The organism is Pollutimonas nitritireducens (genome assembly GCF_002849615.1).
Taxonomy (GTDB): domain Bacteria; phylum Pseudomonadota; class Gammaproteobacteria; order Burkholderiales; family Burkholderiaceae_B; genus Pollutimonas; species Pollutimonas nitritireducens.
In genome coordinates, this window is sequence record NZ_PDNV01000002.1 from 118,288 (window position 1) to 139,199 (window position 20,912).

A 20,912-nucleotide genomic window follows, 5' to 3' on the forward strand; every position below is an offset into this window, starting at 1 on the left:
GACATGGCTACAAACGAAGTCAAAGATAACAAGCCCGGCCCCAAGCCCAAGAAGTCCGTTGCCCTCTCGGGTGTCGTCGCCGGCAATACGGCACTGTGCACTGTGGGACGCAGCGGCAACGACCTACATTACCGGGGCTATGACATTCTCGATATTGCTGAAACCTGCGAATTCGAAGAAGTGGCTCACTTGCTGATACACGGTAAATTGCCTACCAAAGCCGAACTCAAGGCTTACAAAGAAAAACTGCGCGGTCTGCGTGGATTGCCAGCCGCCTTGCAAAGCGCACTGGAAGCCCTGCCGGCCGCAAGCCATCCCATGGACGTGATGCGCACGGCCGTATCGGTGCTCGGTTGCGTCCTGCCCGAAAAGGACGACCACAACATCCCCGACGCGCGCGACATCGCAGACCGGCTGATCGCGAATCTGGGCTCGGCCCTGCTGTATTGGTATCACTTCAGCCATAATGGTCGCTTCATCGATGTACACACCGATGATGACAGCATCGGGGGCCATTTCCTGCACCTGCTGCACGGCACTGAACCCAGCGAAGAATGGGTACGGGCCATGCATACTTCACTGAATCTGTATGCCGAGCACGAATTCAATGCATCGACCTTTGCCAGCCGGGTCATTGCAGGCACGGGTTCGGACATGTATTCCGCTATTGCGGGTGGTATTGGCGCATTGCGCGGCCCCAAGCACGGCGGCGCGAATGAAGTAGCCTTCGAAGTGCAAAAACGTTACGACTCACCGGATGAGGCCGAGGCCGACATCCGCCGCCGCGTCGAGAGCAAGGAAGTCATCATCGGCTTCGGTCATCCCGTATATACCGTGTCCGACCCGCGCAACAAGGTCATCAAGGAAGTGGCGCGCAAGTTGTCCAAGAAGCAAGGCAACCTGAAAATGTTCGACATTGCCGAGCGATTGGAAACCGTCATGTGGGACGCCAAGAAAATGTTCCCCAACCTGGACTGGTTCTCGGCCGTCTCTTATCACATGATGGGCGTGCCTACGGCCATGTTCACACCGCTGTTCGTGATTGCCCGGACGGCCGGTTGGTCCGCGCACATTCTTGAACAACGTGCCGACAACAAGATCATCCGCCCTACCGCCAACTACATAGGGCCGGAAGATCAGACCTTCGTACCGCTCGCCAAGCGCTGACCGCGATAGGCAACGGCCGGGCGCGTGCCCGGCCGTTGCCTGCCCGCACCACCCCTGGACATCACATCTCAACTTCCGGATGCCATGAACACTGCAAACCGCAAACCCCTGCCCGGCACGAACCTCGACTACTTCGACGTACAAACGGTTGTCGATACCATCCAGCCCGGCGCCTACCAGAAACTGCCGTATACGTCGCGCGTATTGGCCGAAAACCTGGTGCGTCGCTGCGACCCCGCTACGCTGACTGCTTCGCTGAAACAGCTTATCGAACGCAAGCGCGACCTGGACTTCCCGTGGTTTCCGGCACGTGTGGTTTGCCATGACATCCTGGGTCAGACGGCGCTGGTCGACCTGGCCGGTTTGCGCGATGCCATTGCCGCCAAAGGCGGCGATCCGTCCCTGGTCAATCCCGTCGTGCCGACACAACTGATCGTCGACCACTCGCTGGCCGTCGAGTATGGCGGGTTCGATAAAGACGCCTTTGGCAAGAATCGGGCCATCGAAGATCGCCGCAATGATGACCGCTTTCATTTTATCAACTGGACCAAGAAAACATTCAAGAATGTCGACGTAATTCCGCCAGGAAACGGCATCATGCACCAGATCAACCTCGAACGCATGTCGCCGGTCGTGCATGCTCGCGACGGCGTTGCCTATCCGGACACCCTGGTCGGGACGGACAGTCACACGCCCCACGTCGACGCGCTGGGCGTGATCGCCATAGGCGTCGGCGGTCTTGAAGCGGAAAGCGTAATGCTTGGTCGCGCATCGTGGATGCGGCTGCCCGACATCATCGGCGTCGAACTGACGGGAACCCTGCGCCCCGGCTCCACCGCTACCGACCTGGTATTGGCGCTGACGGAATTCCTGCGCAACGAAAAAGTCGTATCGTCGTACCTGGAATTTTACGGCGAAGGCGCTTCGCGCCTGACGCTGGGCGACCGCGCCACGATCTCGAACATGACGCCCGAATACGGCGCCACCGCCGCGATGTTCTACATCGACCAGCAAACCATCGATTATCTGAAACTCACCGGGCGCGACGACGAGCAGGTCAAGCTGGTGGAAATCTACGCCAGGCAGGCAGGCCTCTGGGCCGACAGCCTCAAGAATGCCGAATACGAACGCGTCCTCAAATTCGACCTGTCGACTGTCGTGCGCAATATCGCCGGACCCTCTAACCCGCATCGCCGCGTACCGACTTCCGAACTCGCGGCTCGCGGCATTTCAGGCACGGTGGAAAACGAACCCGGCCTGATGCCCGACGGCGCGGTGATAATCGCGGCGATCACCAGCTGTACCAACACCAGCAACCCGCGTAATGTCATTGCCGCCGGATTGCTGGCGCGCAACGCCAACGCCCGCGGTCTGACCCGCAAGCCCTGGGTCAAGACTTCGCTGGCGCCTGGCTCCAAGACGGTCCAGCTATACCTGGAGCACGCCAAGCTTCTGCCTGAACTGGAAAGCCTGGGCTTCGGCATCGTCGGTTTTGCCTGCACTACCTGTAACGGCATGAGCGGCGCCCTGGACCCGGCCATCCAGCAAGAGATCATCGATCGCGACCTGTATGCGACGGCAGTCCTGTCCGGCAACCGCAACTTCGACGGCCGCATCCATCCCTACGCCAAACAGGCTTTCCTCGCATCTCCACCATTGGTGGTCGCCTATGCCATCGCTGGCACGATCCGCTTCGACATCGAGAAAGATGTGCTGGGTGTCGATAAAGACGGCAAGCCAGTCACGCTTAAAGACTTGTGGCCCACCGACGAAGAAATCGACGCCATCGTCGCGGCCAGCGTGAAACCCGAACAATTCCGCCAGGTCTATGAGCCTATGTTTGCCGTCAGCGCGAATAACCAGGAGCAGCTCAGCCCCCTCTACGATTGGCGCCCGGCCAGCACGTATATCCGCCGCCCCCCCTACTGGGAAGGCGCCTTGGCGGGCGAGCGCGCGCTCAAAGGCATGCGCCCCCTCGCGGTGCTGGGCGACAACATCACCACCGACCACCTGTCGCCATCGAACGCAATCATGGCAGACAGCGCGGCCGGTGAATACCTGAGCAAAATGGGATTGCCGGAAGAGGACTTCAATTCTTACGCGACGCACCGCGGTGACCACCTCACCGCCCAGCGCGCCACCTTCGCCAATCCAAAACTGTTGAACGAGATGGTCCAGGAAAACGGCCAGGTCAAGCAAGGTTCGCTGGCCCGCATCGAACCTGAAGGCAAGGTCTTGCGCATGTGGGAAGCCATCGAAACTTATATGCAGCGCAAGCAGCCGCTCATCATCGTTGCCGGCGCGGATTATGGTCAGGGTTCATCGCGCGACTGGGCTGCCAAGGGCGTGCGCCTGGCAGGCGTCGAAGCAATCGTCGCCGAAGGTTTCGAGCGCATCCACCGCACCAATCTGGTCGGCATGGGCGTTCTGCCGCTGGAATTCATGCCCGGTCAGAATCGCAAGACGCTCAATATCGACGGCACTGAAACCTATGACGTCATCGGCGAATGTACGCCTCTTGCGACACTGACCCTGGTGATCAACCGCAAGAACGGCGAACGCACCGAGGTACCTGTCACCTGTCGTCTCGACACGGCGGAAGAGCTGTCGATCTACGAGGCCGGCGGTGTATTGCAACGTTTTGCCCAGGACTTCCTTGATTCGACGGCGGCTGCTTAAGCACAAAGGACTATTCATGGCTCATCCACCCCAGATTAAAATTCCCGCCGTCTATATGCGAGGCGGTACCAGCAAAGGCGTGTTCTTTCGCCTGCAGGATTTGCCCGCGTCCGCGCAGGCGCCAGGCGCCGCTCGCGACGCACTGCTGATGCGGGTGATCGGCAGCCCGGATCCCTATGGCAAGCAGACGGACGGAATGGGTGGCGCCACGTCCAGCACGAGCAAGACGGTCATTCTCTCCAGAAGCAGCAGACCCGACCACGATGTCGACTATCTGTTCGGCCAGGTTTCCATCGACAAGGCGTTCATCGACTGGAGCGGCAACTGCGGTAATCTCTCGGCCGCCGTGGGTCCTTTTGCGCTCAGTAATGGACTGGTGGATGCCAGCCGCGTTCCACACGACGGCATGGCAACGGTGCGGATCTGGCAGGCAAACATTGGCAAAACGATTATTGCCCAGGTACCCATCACCAACGGTGCCGTGCAGGAAACGGGCGACTTCGAATTGGACGGCGTCACCTTCCCCGCCGCTGAAGTACAACTGGAGTTCATGGACCCGGCGGCCGATGAAGACGGCGCTGGCGGCTCGATGTTCCCAACCGGCAACTTGGTCGACGATCTGAACGTACCGGGCATCGGCACGTTGAAGGCCACCATGATCAATGCCGGCATTCCCACCATTTTCGTCAATGCCGAAGACATCGGCTATACGGGTACTGAATTGCAGGACGCCATCAACGGCGATCCCAAGGCGCTCGCCAAGTTCGAAACCATACGTGCTCACGGCGCAGTGCGCATGGGCCTGATCACGCATATCGATGAAGCCGCCCAGCGCCAGCACACGCCGAAAGTCGCTTTCGTCGCCAAGCCGGCCGCCTACCTCGCTTCCAGCGGCAAGCAGATCCATGCCGCCGACATCGACCTGCTGGTGCGCGCCCTGTCCATGGGCAAGCTGCACCATGCCATGATGGGAACGGCTGCCGTCGCCATCGGAGCAGCAGCAGCGATACCCGGCACCCTGGTAAGCCTCGCGGCTGGCGGCGGTGAACGCAATGCAGTACGCTTTGGCCATCCTTCAGGGACGTTGCGGGTGGGCGCACAGGCCCGCCAGGAAAATGAGGGCTGGGTTGTCACCAAAGCCCTCATGAGCCGCAGCGCCCGTGTGCTAATGGAGGGATGGATACGCGTGCCTGGCGACGCATTCTAAGATGTCCTGACGATCGTTTTCCGGAGGCCAAGCCATATGAAACCCGCCAATCGCCCCAGCTGGGACCCCGTTCTGGTCGACATCGTCGATTATGTCCAGCGCTACCAGATCACGTCGGGACTCGCCTACGAAACCGCCCGCCTGTGTCTGATTGATACCCTGGGTTGTGGCCTTGAAGCGCTTGAGTACCCGGCCTGCACCAAGCTGCTCGGTCCTATCGTACCCGGCACCGTGGTGCCCAATGGTGCCAAGGTGCCGGGCACCCAGTTCCAGCTGGATCCTGTCCAGGCGGCATTCAACATCGGCGCCATGATCCGGTGGCTTGATTTCAACGACACCTGGCTTGCCGCGGAATGGGGCCATCCTTCGGACAATCTGGGCGGCATCCTGGCGACCGCCGACTGGCTCTCGCGTAATGCGGTGGCGGCAGGCAAGGCACCGCTTGCCATGCAGGCCGTGCTGACTGCCATGATAAAGGCCCATGAGATCCAGGGCTGCATAGCACTGGAGAATTCCTTCAACAAGGTCGGCCTGGACCATGTCGTGTTGGTCAAGGTCGCTTCCACTGCAGTGGTGTCCCAGCTGCTTGGCCTGACGCACGAGGAAACCCTCAATGCTGTGTCGCTGGCCTGGGTCGATGGCCAAAGCCTGCGCACCTATCGTCACGCACCCAACACCGGCAGTCGAAAAAGCTGGGCAGCCGGCGACGCGACCAGCCGGGCGGTGCGACTGGGCCTGATGGCCAGGACAGGCGAGATGGGCTACCCCTCGGTACTGTCAGCAAAAAACTGGGGATTCTATGACGTGCTTTTCAATGGCCAGGCCTTCACATTCCAGCGACCCTATGGCAGCTACGTGATGGAAAATATACTGTTCAAGATCTCATTTCCGGCCGAGTTCCACTCACAAACAGCCGTGGAATGCGCAATGGCCATCCACCATAAGTTGATTGCCGCCGGAAAGTCGCATGGCGACATCCGGAGGATCACGATACGCACGCACGAGGCTTGCATACGCATTATCGACAAGAAGGGGCCATTGAACAATCCGGCGGATCGTGATCACTGCATCCAGTATATGGTGGCCGTGCCTGTGCTGTTCGGCCGGCTTACCGCTGGCGACTACGAGGACGAAATTGCCGCCGATCCGCGTATTGACACGTTGCGCGAGAAGATTCTCTGCGTCGAAGACCCCGCCTTCACTCGCGATTACCACGACCCCGACAAGCGCTCGATTGCCAATGCGCTGACGGTAGAGTTCAACGACGGCAGTAGACTGGACGAAATCGTGTGCGAATACCCTATCGGTCACAAGCGCCGTCGCCGCGAAGGCATCCCCTTGCTGGAAGAGAAGTTCCGCCGCAACCTGGCACGCCGTTTTCCTGCTAAACAGCAGCAGCAAATCCTTGATAAGTCGCTGGACCAGAAGGTACTGGAAGCGATGCCCGTCCATGAATACGTGGATCTCTACGTCATCTGACGCCCAAGCCGTCACCGGGAGGCGGTATCATGCGCCTTCGGCGTTGAACGGTCTGCGTTCAAAATCGCCGCAGCCCAACGCCTCCACCGGAAGCCTCCATTCTTTTATACCTCTCGCCATCGCCCGACTGCCTCTATCACTATGTTTCAAACCTTTGTCCTGTACGCCTTACCCTTCAGCTTCACATTACTGGTCGCATGCGCCCTGACCTCTGTTGTCTCGGCCATTGTCCTGCTCCTGTTCAGGCTAAGAAAGACCAACGAAATCCTGCGCCACCCGTATCTGAAACACCAGCCTTGGGAACGTTACCCAGTGTCGATACGCGCAGCAATTCTTCTCGATTACTTTCTTCGGCTGGCATTTCCCAAAAGCACGTTCTGGATTGCAGGCGAGGCGAACAGACTGCTTCCCCATGTCGAGCCGGCCGATGTGCCCATCGGGATCAAGTGGCCCATCGTCGGCTTATGGGCCGGTTGCTTTATCGGTACCGCAGCCATGCTCGTCCTCTGGTCCCTGATCCTGCTTACAATGAAAGCCTGACCATTTCTTTATCCAGGAGCCGCAATGAGCCGCAGTATCGAAAACAACACCAACCTGCAACGCTTTGAATGGGCCGAGGACGGCATCCTCAGTGTTCTGGATTACCAACTGCAAGATGGCGTCATGGTCATCACCCATACCGGTGTACCTGAAGCCGTGGGAGGCCGGGGCATTGCCGCCGACCTCACGAAATACGCCCTCGACACCGCCCGCGAGAATGGATGGACAGTGCGCCCGCAGTGTTCCTATGCCGCCGCCTACATTAAACGACACCCTGAATACGCCGACCTCGCAGTCTGAACCAAGATTTTGGCGCCGCCGCCACAAATGTAGCTCTTATGTCTTATATAAGATATAAGACAATTGCTTCCTGCCGCCCTTCCTTCTACAATTGAGGGGAAGCACTATTTCATTCATCATCGAATAAAAGGGCATGCATAATGCTGGATTCATATCGCCAACATGTTGCCGAACGCGCCGCGTCAGGCATCCCTCCTCTTCCCCTTACTCCACAGCAAACCGCCGACCTGATCGAGCTGCTCAAGAATCCGCCTGCCGGCGAAGAAGCGTTCCTGGTCGACCTCTTCACGCACCGTGTTCCCGCGGGCGTGGACGATGCTGCCAAGGTAAAGGCGTCGTATCTGGCTGCCATTACCCTGGGCAAGGAAACCTGTCCCCTCATCGACGCAAAGCATGCCACTGAATTGCTGGGCACCATGCTGGGTGGCTACAACATCAGCCCCTTGGTTGACCTGCTCGACAATGAAGCGCTTGCCGGCATTGCGGCAGAAAGCTTGAAAAAGACCCTGCTGGTCTTCGATGCCTTTCACGACGTCAAAGAAAAAGCAGACAGGGGCAACATATATGCCCGCGCCATCCTTCAAAGCTGGGCCGATGCCGAATGGTTCACCAGCCGTCCCGAAGTTCCGGAAAGCCTTACGCTGACGGTGTTCAAGGTAACGGGTGAAACCAATACCGATGACTTGTCTCCAGCCCCAGATGCATGGAGCCGCCCGGACATCCCGCTGCATGCCCTGGCCATGCTCAAGAACCCGCGCCCCGGCATCGAGCCCGAGCAGCCCGGTAAAATCGGGCCCATCAAGTTCATCGAAAGCCTCAAGCAGAAGGGCAACCTTATTGCTTACGTCGGCGACGTGGTCGGTACTGGCTCATCACGCAAATCGGCCACCAATTCGGTGCTGTGGCACACCGGCCAAGACATCCCATTCGTACCCAACAAACGCTTTGGGGGTGTTTGCCTGGGCGGCAAGATAGCACCGATTTTCTACAACACCATGGAAGACGCAGGCGCCCTGCCGATCGAACTCGACGTGTCCCAGATGAATATGGGCGACGTCATCGAGCTGCGCCCCTACGATGGGCTTGCGCTGAAAAACGGCATAGTCATTGCCGAATTCAAGGTCAAGTCCGATGTGTTGTTCGACGAAGCCAGGGCCGGAGGCCGTATCCCACTGATCATCGGCCGTGGTCTGACCGCCAAGGCGCGCGAAGCACTCGGCTTGCCCGTATCCACCCTGTTCCGCCTGCCCCAGGTTCCCGCCGATACCGGCAAGGGTTACACCCTGGCTCAGAAGATGGTGGGCCGTGCTTGCGGATTGCCTGAAGGCCGCGGCATGCGTCCGGGCACGTATTGCGAACCGAAGATGACGTCGGTGGGTAGCCAGGACACCACCGGTCCCATGACGCGCGACGAGTTGAAAGACCTGGCCTGCCTGGGCTTCTCGGCCGACCTGGTCATGCAGTCGTTCTGCCATACCGCCGCCTACCCTAAACCCGTAGACGTGAAAACCCATCACGAACTGCCCGCCTTCATCAGCACGCGCGGCGGCATTTCGTTGCGCCCCGGAGATGGCATCATCCACTCGTGGTTGAACCGTATGCTTTTGCCTGACACCGTGGGTACTGGCGGCGATTCGCACACCCGCTTTCCTATCGGCATCAGCTTCCCCGCCGGGTCCGGCCTGGTGGCATTTGCGGCCGCCACCGGCGTCATGCCTCTGGATATGCCCGAATCGGTCCTGGTTCGCTTCAAGGGCACGCTGCAGCCCGGTGTCACACTACGCGACCTGGTAAACGCCATCCCGCTGTATGCCATCAAACAGGGCTTGCTGACCATCGAAACCAAGGGCAAGAAAAACATATTCTCCGGTCGCATCCTGGAAATCGAAGGCTTGCCCAACCTCAAGGTGGAACAGGCATTCGAACTGTCGGACGCCTCGGCAGAACGCTCGGCTGCAGGCTGCACCGTGCACCTCAGCAAAGAGCCTATCATCGAGTACATCAACAGCAACATCACGCTGCTGAAATGGATGATCGCCAATGGCTATGAGGACGAGCGCACGCTGGGCCGCCGCATCAAGGCCATGCAGGCATGGCTGGATGATCCACAGTTGCTGGCACCCGATGCCGACGCCGAATATGCCGCCGTCATCGACATCGATCTTGCCGATGTGCACGAACCCATCGTTGCCTGCCCCAACGACCCCGACGACGTAAAGACATTGTCCGATGTCTCGGGCACGGTCATCGATGAAGTCTTCATCGGCAGCTGCATGACCAACATCGGCCACTTCCGTGCCGCATCCAAATTGCTGGAAGGCAGACGCGATATGCCGACCAAGCTGTGGGTTGCTCCGCCTACCAAAATGGACCAGAAGCAACTTACCGAAGAAGGACACTACGGGGTCCTGGGCAGCGCCGGCGCGCGCATGGAAATGCCCGGCTGCTCGCTGTGCATGGGCAATCAGGCGCAGGTGCGTGAAGGCGCAACTGTGATGTCGACCAGCACACGCAACTTTCCGAACCGCCTGGGCAAAAACTCTTTTGTCTTCCTCGGATCGGCCGAACTGGCTGCCATTTGCTCGCGGCTGGGTCGTATCCCGACCAGGGAAGAGTACATGGCCGACATGGGCGTGCTCAGCGAAAACGGCGCCGAGATCTATCGCTACATGAACTTCGACCAGATTGAAGATTTCAAGGAAATCGCCGATTCGGTCAGCGTCTAGTCCAGCCGCAGCATTGCTCGGATGAATAAAACTCCCGGGGCCTGGCCCCGGGAGTTTTTTATCGCCTGGCCGCCCGTCCCACAAAGGCATGGAGAGCGTTACACTAGTCCCTTAACCAACTTGTACTGTCTTATGCCCCGTATGCCTGCCGCCCCCCCCTCACGTTTGACTCGCGACGCGCAACGCCTTGTCATCCTGACAGTTGCCCTTGCACGATCAGGCAGCCGCCTGGAAGATATCTATTGGGAAAACCTGATTGCCGCGCAACTGAACAAGCTGCTGTCGAGCAAGAAAAACAAGACAATCGAAAGCGTTCTTGAACATTTGCTGGCCAGCGACTTGAACGCATACGAGATCCTTGTCGAGCAAGCCGAGACGCTGTCCGAATCCATTACCATCGTGCACCAGGCAACCGAATACGACGCCCTGTTGTTCTCGGCGCCCATCGTTGCCTGGACCCGCTACCAGCTGCCCGAGGGCGATCTGTCCGCTGCGCAAAGCAAAGCCCTGGCCCGGCACCTGCAGGACCATATCGTCGCCGATGGCGCCAAAATGGCGCTCATACCGGCGTTTGTGAATTTCGACCAGATGCCGCAATCGTTCCAGGAAACGCATGCATGGACGCAGCGCCTGGCTCAGTTGGCGCTGGGCATATCCACCGAGCCCTGCATCATCAACAAGCCGGCCGAGCCTGAAGGCATGCTGGCCGATGCGCGCTTCGTCGTCGGTGTCATCGTCGTCCCGAAGGGACAGGCGGTATTCCGGTGGCAAACGCCACAAGACGACGCCATTGCCTTGCGCCAGGCATGCCAGGAAGCCTGGGAGCAAGCCAGCGGGGAAGTCTTCACGCCCATGTTCACTGGCTGTCATATGGAGTTCCTGCAACCTGACGCGTATTACATGAACAGTCGTGAAGCCGACCGCCGCATACGACCCCTCGCGCTGAAAGCCGCCGTGACGTGGCTGCAAACCGCGGCTCATCTTCCCGGAGAAGACCTGCGCGCCGTCATCACAGGTTGCGGCACCACCAGTATTGAGGAGTACCGGGTGGGCTTCAGCACCCGACAAAGCAACGAGGTCATTTACGGATGCATCTGGCCGGTGCTCAGCAAGGAAGAAGCCGTCGCCAGCGACGCGGAAGAGGAAGTCATCGACATACCCGATGAGATCGCGGCGTTGCTCAAGGAACAAGGCGTGGGTGACGTCCGCCGTCTGCCTGGAGTCCATCCCGCCGAATTCTGCGACGATTGCGGGGCGCCGTATTTTCCCAATGCGCAAGGCGAAATGATGCATCCCGAACTTCCCGAAGAAACCGACATGGCGCCTGTTCACTTTCATTGAATGGGCGTACTTAGCTTCGACATATTCTGCCGTGTCGTCGACAACCTGGGCGACATCGGAGTGTGCTGGCGCCTCGCCAGGCAACTGGCGCAACCTCCCCACCGGCATGCTGTCCGACTTTGGGTGGATGACCTGCATAGCTTTTCGCGCATTGCGCCGCAGCTACGCACATGGGACGTATCACAACGTATATACGATGTAGATATTGTTCACTGGACGGGGCATTCTCCCATCGTGCAACCGCATGCGGTGGTCATCGAAGCCTTCGCCTGTGACCCCCCACGCTCCTTTATCGACGCCATGTCGGAACAGGGCAGCTTGTGGATCAACCTGGAATATCTGAGCGCCGAAAACTGGGTAGAGTCCTTTCATGGGTTGCCATCCCTGCAACCCAACGGTCTGCGCAAATATTTTTTCTTTCCCGGCTTCACGCCAAATACAGGCGGCCTGCTGCGTGAGCCGGGCCTGCTGGCTGCACGAGATCAATGGCTGGCGGATCCGCAGCAACGCGTGGACTTCCTGAAATCGGTGAATGTGCCGGACGAACAACTCCGTCGCATCGAACAAGGCGCGCGCCTTGTCTTTCTGTTCTGCTATCCCGATGCGCCCGCGAAGGCCCTGGTTGACGGCCTGATACGCGAGGAGCATCCGACGTTGCTGCTCATACCCCAGGGAGTCTACCCGTCTCTTGCTGGACATCAAAACAGATACGTGCACATACACCAGGTACCGTTCGTAGATCAAACAAACTTCGACTTATTGCTTTGGAGCAGCGATTTGAACTTCGTCCGGGGCGAGGATTCGCTGGTGCGCGCGCTATGGGCCGGCAAACCCTTTGTCTGGCAGATATACGCCCAGGAGGCCGGCGCCCACATGATCAAGCTTCAGGCCTGGCTTGATCTGTCGGGCTATCCGGCGGGAGTCCAGGCACTCATGCGGCAGTGGAATCTGGGCGACGAACTGGCGGTTTCTACGGAAATAACTGCAGCGCTGGAACCACGAAGTTGGAAACAATGGCAGGACAGTTGCAAAGAATTCACAGAAAAACTCGCCGAATATACCGATTTGGCCTACTGTCTTGTCGACTTTTGCACGCAAAAGCAGCGATCAGGTTAAAATCTAAGGTTTAGTAAGTCATGCTCCGGCCCGGCAGTGGCATCTGGCGGAGCAATCAAACCCCCGGAGTCTTTGGAATATATGAAAACCGCACAAGAATTGCGCGTTGGAAACGTCGTAAAAGTAGGTAACGACGCACTGGTAGTACAGAAAACCGAATATAACAAGTCGGGCCGCAACTCGGCCGTGGTCAAGCTCAAGTTCAAAAACTTGCTCACCGGATCGGGCAGCGAGTCCGTTTCCAAGGCCGACGAAAAGTTCGAGGTCGTTCAACTCGAGAACAAAGAATGTACTTATTCGTACTATGCTGACCCCATGTACGTCTTCATGGACGAAGAATACAATCAGCACGAAGTCGAGTCCGAAAGCATGGGCGACGCCCTGAACTACCTCGAAGAAGGCATGAAGGTACAGGTCGTGTTCTACGATGGTCGCGCCATTTCCGTCGAACTTCCCACCATCGTCGTACGCGAGATCATTTACACCGAACCTGCCGTCAAAGGCGACACGTCCGGCAAAGTGCTGAAACCCGCCAAGACGAACACCGACATGACAATCAACGTGCCGCTGTTCTGCAACATCGGCGACAAGATCGAAATTGACACACGCACTAACGAATACCGTAGCCGCGTCATGTAATATTCGATACCCTGCCCATTTTTCCGGCAGAATATCGATTGCAGACTGCGCCCCCCATGGGCGCAGCCCAAAAGCACCATTCTTGCGAATGGTGCTTTATTTATTGACTGGGCGCTACGAGGTCATTGCAGGCGGTCATCGTCCAGAAAGTCCGGTATGGGCATGACCGTAATTCCCTCTTCGGCCAATTCGCGCCGTTCCTCCCTGGTGGCTGTTCCGCGGATGGCACGCTCTTGAGCCTCGCCTTCATGCATGCGACGGGCTTCCTCGGCAAACCGTACGCCGACATCTTCGGTATTTCGCAGCATCTGGCGGATATGGCGCATGACCTCGGCCTGCAACTGGGCCATCTGGGCCGCTGCAGGCGCGGCCACTGCGAAACCAGACCCGGCAGCAGGCGCGTGGGACGTGCCCGTGGCGGCCTCCGGCGCTTTTGCATGACCAAGGTTCAGGCGCGGCGCCGATAGCTTCTTGGAAACGCGCGCACTGCTACAGATAGGGCAGCTTAACAAGCCCCGCGACTGCTGGGACTCGTAGCTGTCGATAGAACCGAACCAGCCTTCGAATACATGGCCCTGGTCGCATTGAAGATCAAATACTTTTAGTGACATAAGACCAATATGTGGGCGGCTGCGCCAAATACAAGGCGAGGACCCGCCGTGCATGCGCAACGCTACGAGGCCATTATAGAGACTCAGGATTACAGGCGGGGAACGGCAGCGAGCAGCCGGCGGGTTTCACTATGCCGCGGCGAGGAAAGAACGGACTCGGTCGCGCCCGCCTCGACGATCTTTCCCTGATGCATGATGGCAATGCGGTCGGACAGATATTCCACCACCCCGAAATTGTGCGTGATGAACAAATAGGCAATACTGAACTCCTCCTGCAGGGCTTGCAAGAGATCGAGTATTTGCGCTTGCACCGACACATCGAGCGCCGACGTGGGTTCGTCGCATATCAGCACGGCAGGTTCCACCGCCAGCGCGCGGGCGATGGCAATACGCTGGCGCTGTCCGCCGGAAAATTCATGCGGGTAACGCTGTGCCGTGTTTACAGGCAGCCCTACACGGTCAAGCAAGCTGCTGATCTGGGCGTTACGGTCGGTCCTGGATCGGTCCGGGCGCAAGGCGGCAATGCCCTCATCCAGGATTTCACCGACCAGCATGCGCGGATCAAGCGAGGCGTAAGGGTCCTGGAACACGATCTGTATGGCCTGGCGTAACTCACGCAGGCTTGCGCCCCGCGCTGAAAGAAGATCTTCGCCTTGAAGGCTGGCCTGGCCGGCGACCACGGCTTGCTTATCCAATAGACGCAACAGCGCCTTGGCGGTGGTTGTCTTGCCACAACCGGACTCGCCCAGCAAAGCCAGCGTTTCACCCGCGTGCAGATCGAACGACACATCTTCGACGATATTCACCGGTTCGGCAGGTCTCCAGAAACTTCCCCTTGCGGAATACGATACCGAGAGATTCTTTACCGCCAACACCGGGACATCAGCAGCATGCCGCATGCGACGGGCTGCGACAGCCACAGGAACGCCGCGAATCTGCGTGGATAACGCGGTGGTTTCCGGCACCGCAACCTGTGGAGCCGATAAAGGTTTGCCGCGCTTGGCGAACGTCGGGATGGCCGCCAGCAATTCACGGGCATAGGGATGCCTGGGCGCCGAGAAAAAGGACTCCGCATCCACCGTCTCGACGATACGGCCGCCGCGCATCAAAGCGACATGATCGGCCACGTTCTTGACCACGGCCAAATCGTGGGTAATGAGCATGATGGCCAAGCCCATTTCTTTCTGGATATCAGCCAGCAGATCAAGAATTTGCGCCTGTACTGTGACATCCAATGCGGTGGTGGGTTCATCGGCAATGAGCAGACGCGGTTCAGCGGCCAGCGCAATCGCAATCATGATGCGCTGCTTCTGACCGCCCGAAAACTGAAAAGGATAGTCGTGCAGGCGCTTATCGGCATCCGGTATTCCGACCCGTACCAGCCACCAGGCGGCACGTCGCTGCAGCGCTTTGCCGCGGTATGAACTATGTGCACGCAGAGTCTCGCCCAACTGTTGTCCTATGGTCATGACGGGATTCAGGCTGGTGGACGGCTCCTGGAATATGATACCGACCTGCCCGCCCCGCACGCTGCGCATGCCTTGTTCAGCCAGGCCTGTGAGTTCCACGTCTCCCAGGCGGATCTCGCCGGACACGATGCGGCCTGCCTCGGGCAACAGGCGCAACAAGGCTAACGCCGTCATGCTTTTGCCACAGCCGGACTCGCCGACCAGCGCGAAGGTTTCGCCACGCGCTATCGTCAGGGCCAGGGACTTGACGGCGTCCTGCACGCCCGCATCGCTTGAAATTTGCACCGACAAGTCACGAATGGAGACTACTGCATTGCCTGCGCCGGCACGCGGGGGCGTCGACTGCCGGACGATTTCGTTCATGGCGTAGCGTCCTTGAGGGCGTAGCGTTTCGGCTTGTAGTGGCGTGTGCGGGGATCGAAGGCATCCTGGATCGCATCGGCGAAAATGTTGGCCGACAAGACCAATGCCAGCAGAAAGACAAAGGCGCCCAGCAGGTTCCACCAGATCATCGGGTCGCGTGACATTTCCAGGCGGGACATGTCTATCATGGTGCCGAACGATGGCGTGCTGGGGTCGACGCCTATGCCCAGGTAAGACAGAATCGCCTCGTAAAGAACCAGGCCGGAAAATTCGAGCACCATGGTGATGAGCACAATATGCATGAGATTGGGAAGCAAGTGGCGCCGCATGATGCGCCAATGGCCCACACCGAAAGCACGGGCCGCCTGTACATATTCGAGTTCACGCAGCTTAAGGGTTTCAGCGCGCAGCAAACGGCACAGCCCCGCCCAGCCGGTCAGGCCCAGGATCAGGCAAAGCAGGAAAAGCCGCAGGTCGGCCCGGGCTGCGACCGTATCGAACAAGCCAGGATTGTTATCGATATACACCTGCATCATCAACACGCAGGCCGCAATGAGCAATACGCCTGGAATTGAGGTGAGCGTCGTGTAAATGTACTGAATGACGTCGTCGACACGCCCCTTGAAATAGCCCGCCGCAATGCCGAATATCAGCGCCGGAGGCAGCATGGCCACCGTGGTCAACGTGCCTATCACCAGCGCGGTGCGTATGCTTTTCAGGCATTGCCACAGCACATCGTTGCCCGTGCGGTCGGTACCCATTACATGATAATCGCCGCCCAGGCTCAGGGCGAGGGTGGCGAGCAGCAGCCCTATCGAAAATGTGATCCACATGGGACGCCAGGGCACACCCGATTCGCCGCGCCACCATAGTTGCCAGGCGCGACCGAAACTGGCTGCGCGGCGCACATGAACGAGCGTCAGCAACAGGGCCGCCACCAGTGATGCACCCAGCCCGCTGGCAACGCCCCATGACAAACGCCTGTAGATGTCCTGCAGCCTGTCGTCCTCGTGCCGCAAGGACTGGCCGGCATGCTTCAGGCGAGGATATTCGCGCGTAGCCTGGCCGTTATCTACGACGGTTTCTTTGGTGAACTGGCGTACTGCCAAGGGCGCGGAATAGGTGTTCTCGCGCTGGGTCAGCTGTGTGAGCGATAGCAGATCGTCCAGCGCCGAACGCAGCCTGGGGGAATAGATCGGCGCCGCATCCGCGCCAGCCGCCACGGTACTGACAGCCGGCAACAAAGGCCGATAGTGCACGGAATCGAGGACGCCGACCAAAACAAAGCCTGAAAGCACGACCGCGGCGCACATGGCCGATGGCGTGCGAGCCACACTGCGCCATGCCGACCGCAAGGAGGCGCTGCGGCGCACGCGCAACGCATAGAACAGCACGGCAAAAACCATGCAAAACACAAAGATATCGGTCCAGAGGAAGACGAATTTAGGCATGGTGCTACTCGAACCGGACCCGGGGGTCAGCCAGGGTGTAGGAAATATCTGCCAGTATCAGTCCGACGATATACAGGGACGCACCCAGGAAAACCATGGCGCGCACAATGGAGAAGTCTTGAGCATTGATGGCATCTATGGTGTAGCTGCCTAAGCCGGGGATACCGAAAAACGATTCGGATATCAGGCTGCCCATGAAGAGCAGCGGTATGGCCGAGACAGTGCCCGTGAGTATGGGCAGCATCGCATTGCGGAGCACATGGCGGAATAGGACTATTCGTTCAGACATGCCCTTGGCCCGCGCGGTGCGTACGTAGTCTTTGCCGGCTTCCTCCAGAAACAGGGTGCGATAAAAGCGGGATTCTGCACCCAGGCGCGACACCACGGCAACCAGCACCGGCAGGACAAGGAAACGCACACCGCCCCAGCCGTCCACGTAGCCGGAATATGGCACCCAACGCAGTACCTTGGCAAAGATCCATTGGCCCGCAATGATGTAGAACAAGCCGGAAATCGACAGCAATACGACGCACAACACTACGCCGGCGAAGTCCAGCGGCGTGCCTTTGAAGAATACAAGCAGCAAGGCGAATGATATGCAGGCGAAAAGCCCAAGGAAAAAAGTGGGCAGGGCCAGCGCCAGGCTTGGACCCATGCGCTGGCCGATTTCATGACTGATATCCCGGCCTTCATCGGAAAAGCCAAAATCGAAACGCAATAGCGGCACCGAACGGTCGAAGAAAATGGTGTCGGTCCATTGTTCCGCTCCAGCCGCCTGGTCGTTGAAAAACAAAGGTTTGTCGTAGCCTCGCTCGGCTTTCCATTTTTCGATCGCGGTCTGGCTGACGCGCTGGCCGCCTATTGATAAACGTGCCATGTCATCGGGCGTGTTGACCGCAAAAAACAGCACGAAAGTAAGAATATTCACACCGATCAGAATGAGGACTCCGTACAGAAGGCGTCGTATTACATAGCGTGTCATGCTTGCCTCGTTGTATTGTGGCGCCCCAGGGCCGTGGCGCGGTCCCGGTTACGTGCCGTTCGCCAGGCCAGGAACCCGCCCACGGTAATCAGACCACCCAACAGCCAAAAGGGCCACCAGACGGGCTGATTCCATTCTTTTATTTTTTCGGCGCGCAGCGCGGGATCGATGCGGTAGAACTGCAAGGTGTTGCGCACCATCTGTGTAGGCTTGGCGTTTCCCACCCATGCCTGGTAGGCGCCACCCGACTTGGGGAAGTAACCGAACAGCCAGGGTGCATCGCGCTGGACCAGGTCGACCATTTTGTGCACCAGCACTTCCTTATCCGGACCGTCGTCGAGAAACCGCATTTGCTCGAAGAGACGATCGAATTCGGGGTTCTGATAGTTGGATGCATTCTCGCCTCCGCCCTGGGCCTTCGCGTTCGGGCCATAAAGCAGGAAAAGAAAATTCTCGGCATCGGGGTAATCGGCTACCCACCCCCACATGAACATTTGCGCGCTACCATTGCGCATCTTGTCCTGGAAACGGTTGTAATCAGTGGCGCGGACCTCCAGCTGAATATTGATGGAGGCAAGCTGACGTCGCATCCAGTCCAGCATCGCGCTGGATCCCATGCCTCCGGCGGAATCGAAATGCAGTATCAGAGGGCGGCCGGTGCCCGCCTCGCGGCCATCGGGATACCCCGCCTCTTTCAGGAGTTGCCGGGCATCGTCCAACGGACGCCGCAGCGCACGCCCATTTTCCAGGGTATAGATTTGCTTATTGATGCCTTGCGGAAACCCCTGGTAACCGAGGATACCGGGTGGCACCGGACCATAGGCCACCTGGGCCTCATCGTTCTGAAAAATGGAAACGAACTGCTCCCAGTTGAATGCAATGCCTATTGCCTGGCGAAGCTTGCGGTTCTTTTCCTGCTGCTCGGGCGTATCGCCCTGCCCGACCACCGGGTCGCGCCAGTTGAAGCCCAGGTAATACACCTGAGCCTCAGTTGAACTGCGCAACTGTATGCCATGGTCACGGTACAGGGATGCCTTTTCAGCGGAGTCTCCTGCCGCAACACGCAAGGCGACGCCATAGTCGCCGCGGTCGATTTGCGGAATGTCGTAATAACCCTGCATGAATTTACCCATGAGCGGCACACTTTCTTTTTCCAGGGAAAAGACCACCTTGTCGACAAAGGGGGTGAGCTTTCCGCAGTCGGCGAGAAGGCCTGCCGCCGCATCGGCCGGTTCGCCCTGGCAAGGATAGGGCTCGCCACGGAAATGCGGATTGCGGGACAGCACATGTCGGCGGTTCGGAATGGACTCGGTAAGCATGTAAGGCCCGGTACCGACAGGCCAGGTGTTGAGCGACAAGTCGTGCTGGTCCATGCCGGCCTGCGCATAGAAACGATCGACTTCCCACGGAACCGGCGCGGTAAATGTCATGGCCAGCCAATATTTGAATTGCGGATACTTGCCCTTTACCTTGATGCGCAAGGTATGAGTATCCAGGGCCTGCACCCCGTCAAATGAGGTCTCGCGCAAGTCCAGCCAGGGGCGATGTGCAAATGCCATTGAAGCAGATTGCGCTTGGTCTGTTTTCTTCAGTAGCTCACCGTAGTCGCGCAAGCCAACAACATGCTCGGCCATGACGCCATAAATTGGCGAGGCAACACGCGGGCTTGCCAGCCGGCGGAACGCATAGACATAGTCGGCCGCCAGCAGTTCCCGCGACCCAGTCTGCGGGAAATCGTCTATGCCGAATTTACCTTCGAGTTCACCTTCTTCCAGCGGCCAGTATTGGAAATTGCCCGAGGCATCGCGAGCCAAGGCAGGATGCGGCTGGTATTTGATACCGGGTTTGATCTGGATATCGTAGACACTGAGCGCGACCTGCTCACCGGGAGCGTCGTCGGGCAACTGCCGGCCGGCAGCATCAAAGTAAACGGGCCACTGTATCGCCAGCGCCGTCTTGGGCACCAGCTTGTAAGGCCGCGCCAGATAATCGTAGCCATACAAAGGTTCATAGATGGAATAGGTGAACGGCGTTTCGTCCGCCGAATAGGAGCGAGCCGGATCCAGGTATTTTGGCGAACGCTGCGAGAAGGCCGTGTAGAGGACGTTCTGGTCTGTTTCTCCTTGGGCATAGGGGCTATTGACCGGCGCTGCAGTGCACGCCGCCACCAAGGTCGCGGCAAGGAGCACGAGCATGCGAAGCATGGGCCGGCCTAGCATTGACGTTGCCGCCAGCACTGATAACGCCAGACCCACGGACTGACCGGCCTGGGTTGCTGCCAGATACCCTCGCCGGCACGCCTGGCCTGCTGCTCAAGGGCAGGGAGTTCCGGGTCTCGCATGAACTTTCCGCGGCCTTCCATATTGGCCCATGCCATGCCGGCGGCCACTTGCCTGCGATTGGCGGTATCGCCGCCCGGCAGCGGTACATCGCAAACATTCCGGTCGTAGCGATCGCGTTCATAGCAGCGCAGGGTGATGGTCTTGCCGGAAATCAGCGCTGTCAGCGCTTTTCTTGAGGCCTGCCCATGCATCTGTCCCGGCCTATCGGGATTGCCGATCTCAGGAGCGTCGATACTGGCCATGCGAACCCGTTGGTGTTGACCCTTCACGACCAGGGTGAAGGTATCGCCATCGGCCACCTGCACCACGCGACCGACCATGGTGTAGGCCGCGTCAGTCGTCGAATAGCCGGTGGGAGCCTGGGCGCCCGTGTCTGGCGCCAAGGCGGTGTACGTGCCCAGTCCGGCCGTGCCCAGCATCACGACTGCCAACAGCAACCGGGCCCACGGCCTGGCCGTCAGGCCGGCAAGCAGCTTGTTCGTTGATCTATTCAAGACTCT

General features: G+C 58.8%; 16 protein-coding genes. 10 read left to right on the forward strand and 6 right to left on the reverse strand.

What is annotated here, in order from left to right; genetic code table 11:
- Window positions 1-3: 3 nt before the first annotated feature.
- From prpC to efp, 10 genes are all read left to right on the forward strand, one after another.
- Window positions 4-1,167 carry a bifunctional 2-methylcitrate synthase/citrate synthase gene (gene prpC, locus CR155_RS02970; RefSeq protein ID WP_102068513.1) on the forward strand — a complete coding sequence of 388 codons (1,164 nt, stop codon included), beginning with the start codon at window positions 4-6 and terminating at the stop codon, window positions 1,165-1,167.
- An 84-nt stretch (window positions 1,168-1,251) separates the two neighbouring features.
- Entirely contained in the window at window positions 1,252-3,846 is a 2,595-nt protein-coding gene (gene acnD / locus CR155_RS02975; RefSeq protein WP_102068514.1) for a Fe/S-dependent 2-methylisocitrate dehydratase AcnD, read from the forward strand.
- Window positions 3,847-3,862: 16 nt separating this feature from the next.
- Window positions 3,863-5,053, forward strand: a complete 1,191-nt coding sequence (gene prpF, locus CR155_RS02980) for a 2-methylaconitate cis-trans isomerase PrpF (RefSeq protein ID WP_102068515.1) — start codon at window positions 3,863-3,865, stop codon at window positions 5,051-5,053.
- 36 nt (window positions 5,054-5,089) lie between these two features.
- The gene (locus CR155_RS02985; protein WP_102068516.1) at window positions 5,090-6,532 is read left to right on the forward strand and encodes a bifunctional 2-methylcitrate dehydratase/aconitate hydratase; all 1,443 of its coding nucleotides are present in this window, start codon (window positions 5,090-5,092) and stop codon (window positions 6,530-6,532) included.
- A 141-nt stretch (window positions 6,533-6,673) separates the two neighbouring features.
- Window positions 6,674-7,072: a hypothetical protein gene (locus CR155_RS02990; protein ID WP_102068517.1), complete on the forward strand. Its 399-nt coding sequence runs from the start codon at window positions 6,674-6,676 to the stop codon at window positions 7,070-7,072.
- 24 nt (window positions 7,073-7,096) lie between these two features.
- On the forward strand, window positions 7,097-7,372 hold the full coding sequence (locus CR155_RS02995; protein ID WP_102068518.1) for a GNAT family N-acetyltransferase: 276 nt from the start codon (window positions 7,097-7,099) through the stop codon (window positions 7,370-7,372).
- 140 nt (window positions 7,373-7,512) lie between these two features.
- Entirely contained in the window at window positions 7,513-10,098 is a 2,586-nt protein-coding gene (gene acnB, locus CR155_RS03000; protein ID WP_102068519.1) for a bifunctional aconitate hydratase 2/2-methylisocitrate dehydratase, read from the forward strand.
- Window positions 10,099-10,230: 132 nt separating this feature from the next.
- Window positions 10,231-11,439 (forward strand): DUF2863 family protein, encoded by a 1,209-nt coding sequence (locus tag CR155_RS03005; protein WP_102068520.1) that lies wholly within the window; start codon window positions 10,231-10,233, stop codon window positions 11,437-11,439.
- The gene (gene earP, locus CR155_RS03010) at window positions 11,440-12,555 is read left to right on the forward strand and encodes an elongation factor P maturation arginine rhamnosyltransferase EarP (RefSeq protein WP_102068521.1); all 1,116 of its coding nucleotides are present in this window, start codon (window positions 11,440-11,442) and stop codon (window positions 12,553-12,555) included.
- A gap of 81 nt (window positions 12,556-12,636) precedes the next feature.
- The gene (gene efp / locus CR155_RS03015; protein WP_102068522.1) at window positions 12,637-13,194 is read left to right on the forward strand and encodes an elongation factor P; all 558 of its coding nucleotides are present in this window, start codon (window positions 12,637-12,639) and stop codon (window positions 13,192-13,194) included.
- Window positions 13,195-13,316: 122 nt separating this feature from the next.
- Here the strand turns inward: efp and CR155_RS03020 are convergent, their stop codons facing one another.
- The 6 genes from CR155_RS03020 to CR155_RS03045 all read right to left on the reverse strand — a co-directional run bounded on the left by CR155_RS03020 (window position 13,317) and on the right by CR155_RS03045 (window position 20,906).
- Window positions 13,317-13,805, reverse strand: a complete 489-nt coding sequence (locus CR155_RS03020; protein ID WP_102068523.1) for a DUF1178 family protein — start codon at window positions 13,803-13,805, stop codon at window positions 13,317-13,319.
- An 89-nt stretch (window positions 13,806-13,894) separates the two neighbouring features.
- Window positions 13,895-15,637, reverse strand: coding sequence for an ABC transporter ATP-binding protein (locus CR155_RS03025; RefSeq protein WP_102068524.1), 1,743 nt, complete (start codon window positions 15,635-15,637; stop codon window positions 13,895-13,897).
- Window positions 15,634-17,088 (reverse strand): ABC transporter permease, encoded by a 1,455-nt coding sequence (locus CR155_RS03030; RefSeq protein WP_102068525.1) that lies wholly within the window; start codon window positions 17,086-17,088, stop codon window positions 15,634-15,636. Before CR155_RS03030 ends, CR155_RS03025 begins: the two co-directional genes overlap by 4 nt.
- Window positions 17,089-17,092: 4 nt before the next feature.
- A complete protein-coding gene (locus CR155_RS03035) occupies window positions 17,093-18,070 on the reverse strand; it encodes an ABC transporter permease (protein WP_102068526.1) in 978 nt (325 codons plus the stop codon).
- Window positions 18,067-20,289 (reverse strand): ABC transporter substrate-binding protein, encoded by a 2,223-nt coding sequence (locus tag CR155_RS03040; protein WP_102068527.1) that lies wholly within the window; start codon window positions 20,287-20,289, stop codon window positions 18,067-18,069. The genes CR155_RS03035 and CR155_RS03040 overlap by 4 nt, the downstream gene beginning before the upstream one ends.
- The gene (locus CR155_RS03045) at window positions 20,283-20,906 is read right to left on the reverse strand and encodes a thermonuclease family protein (RefSeq protein WP_233213863.1); all 624 of its coding nucleotides are present in this window, start codon (window positions 20,904-20,906) and stop codon (window positions 20,283-20,285) included. The genes CR155_RS03040 and CR155_RS03045 overlap by 7 nt, the downstream gene beginning before the upstream one ends.
- Window positions 20,907-20,912 lie beyond the last annotated feature (6 nt).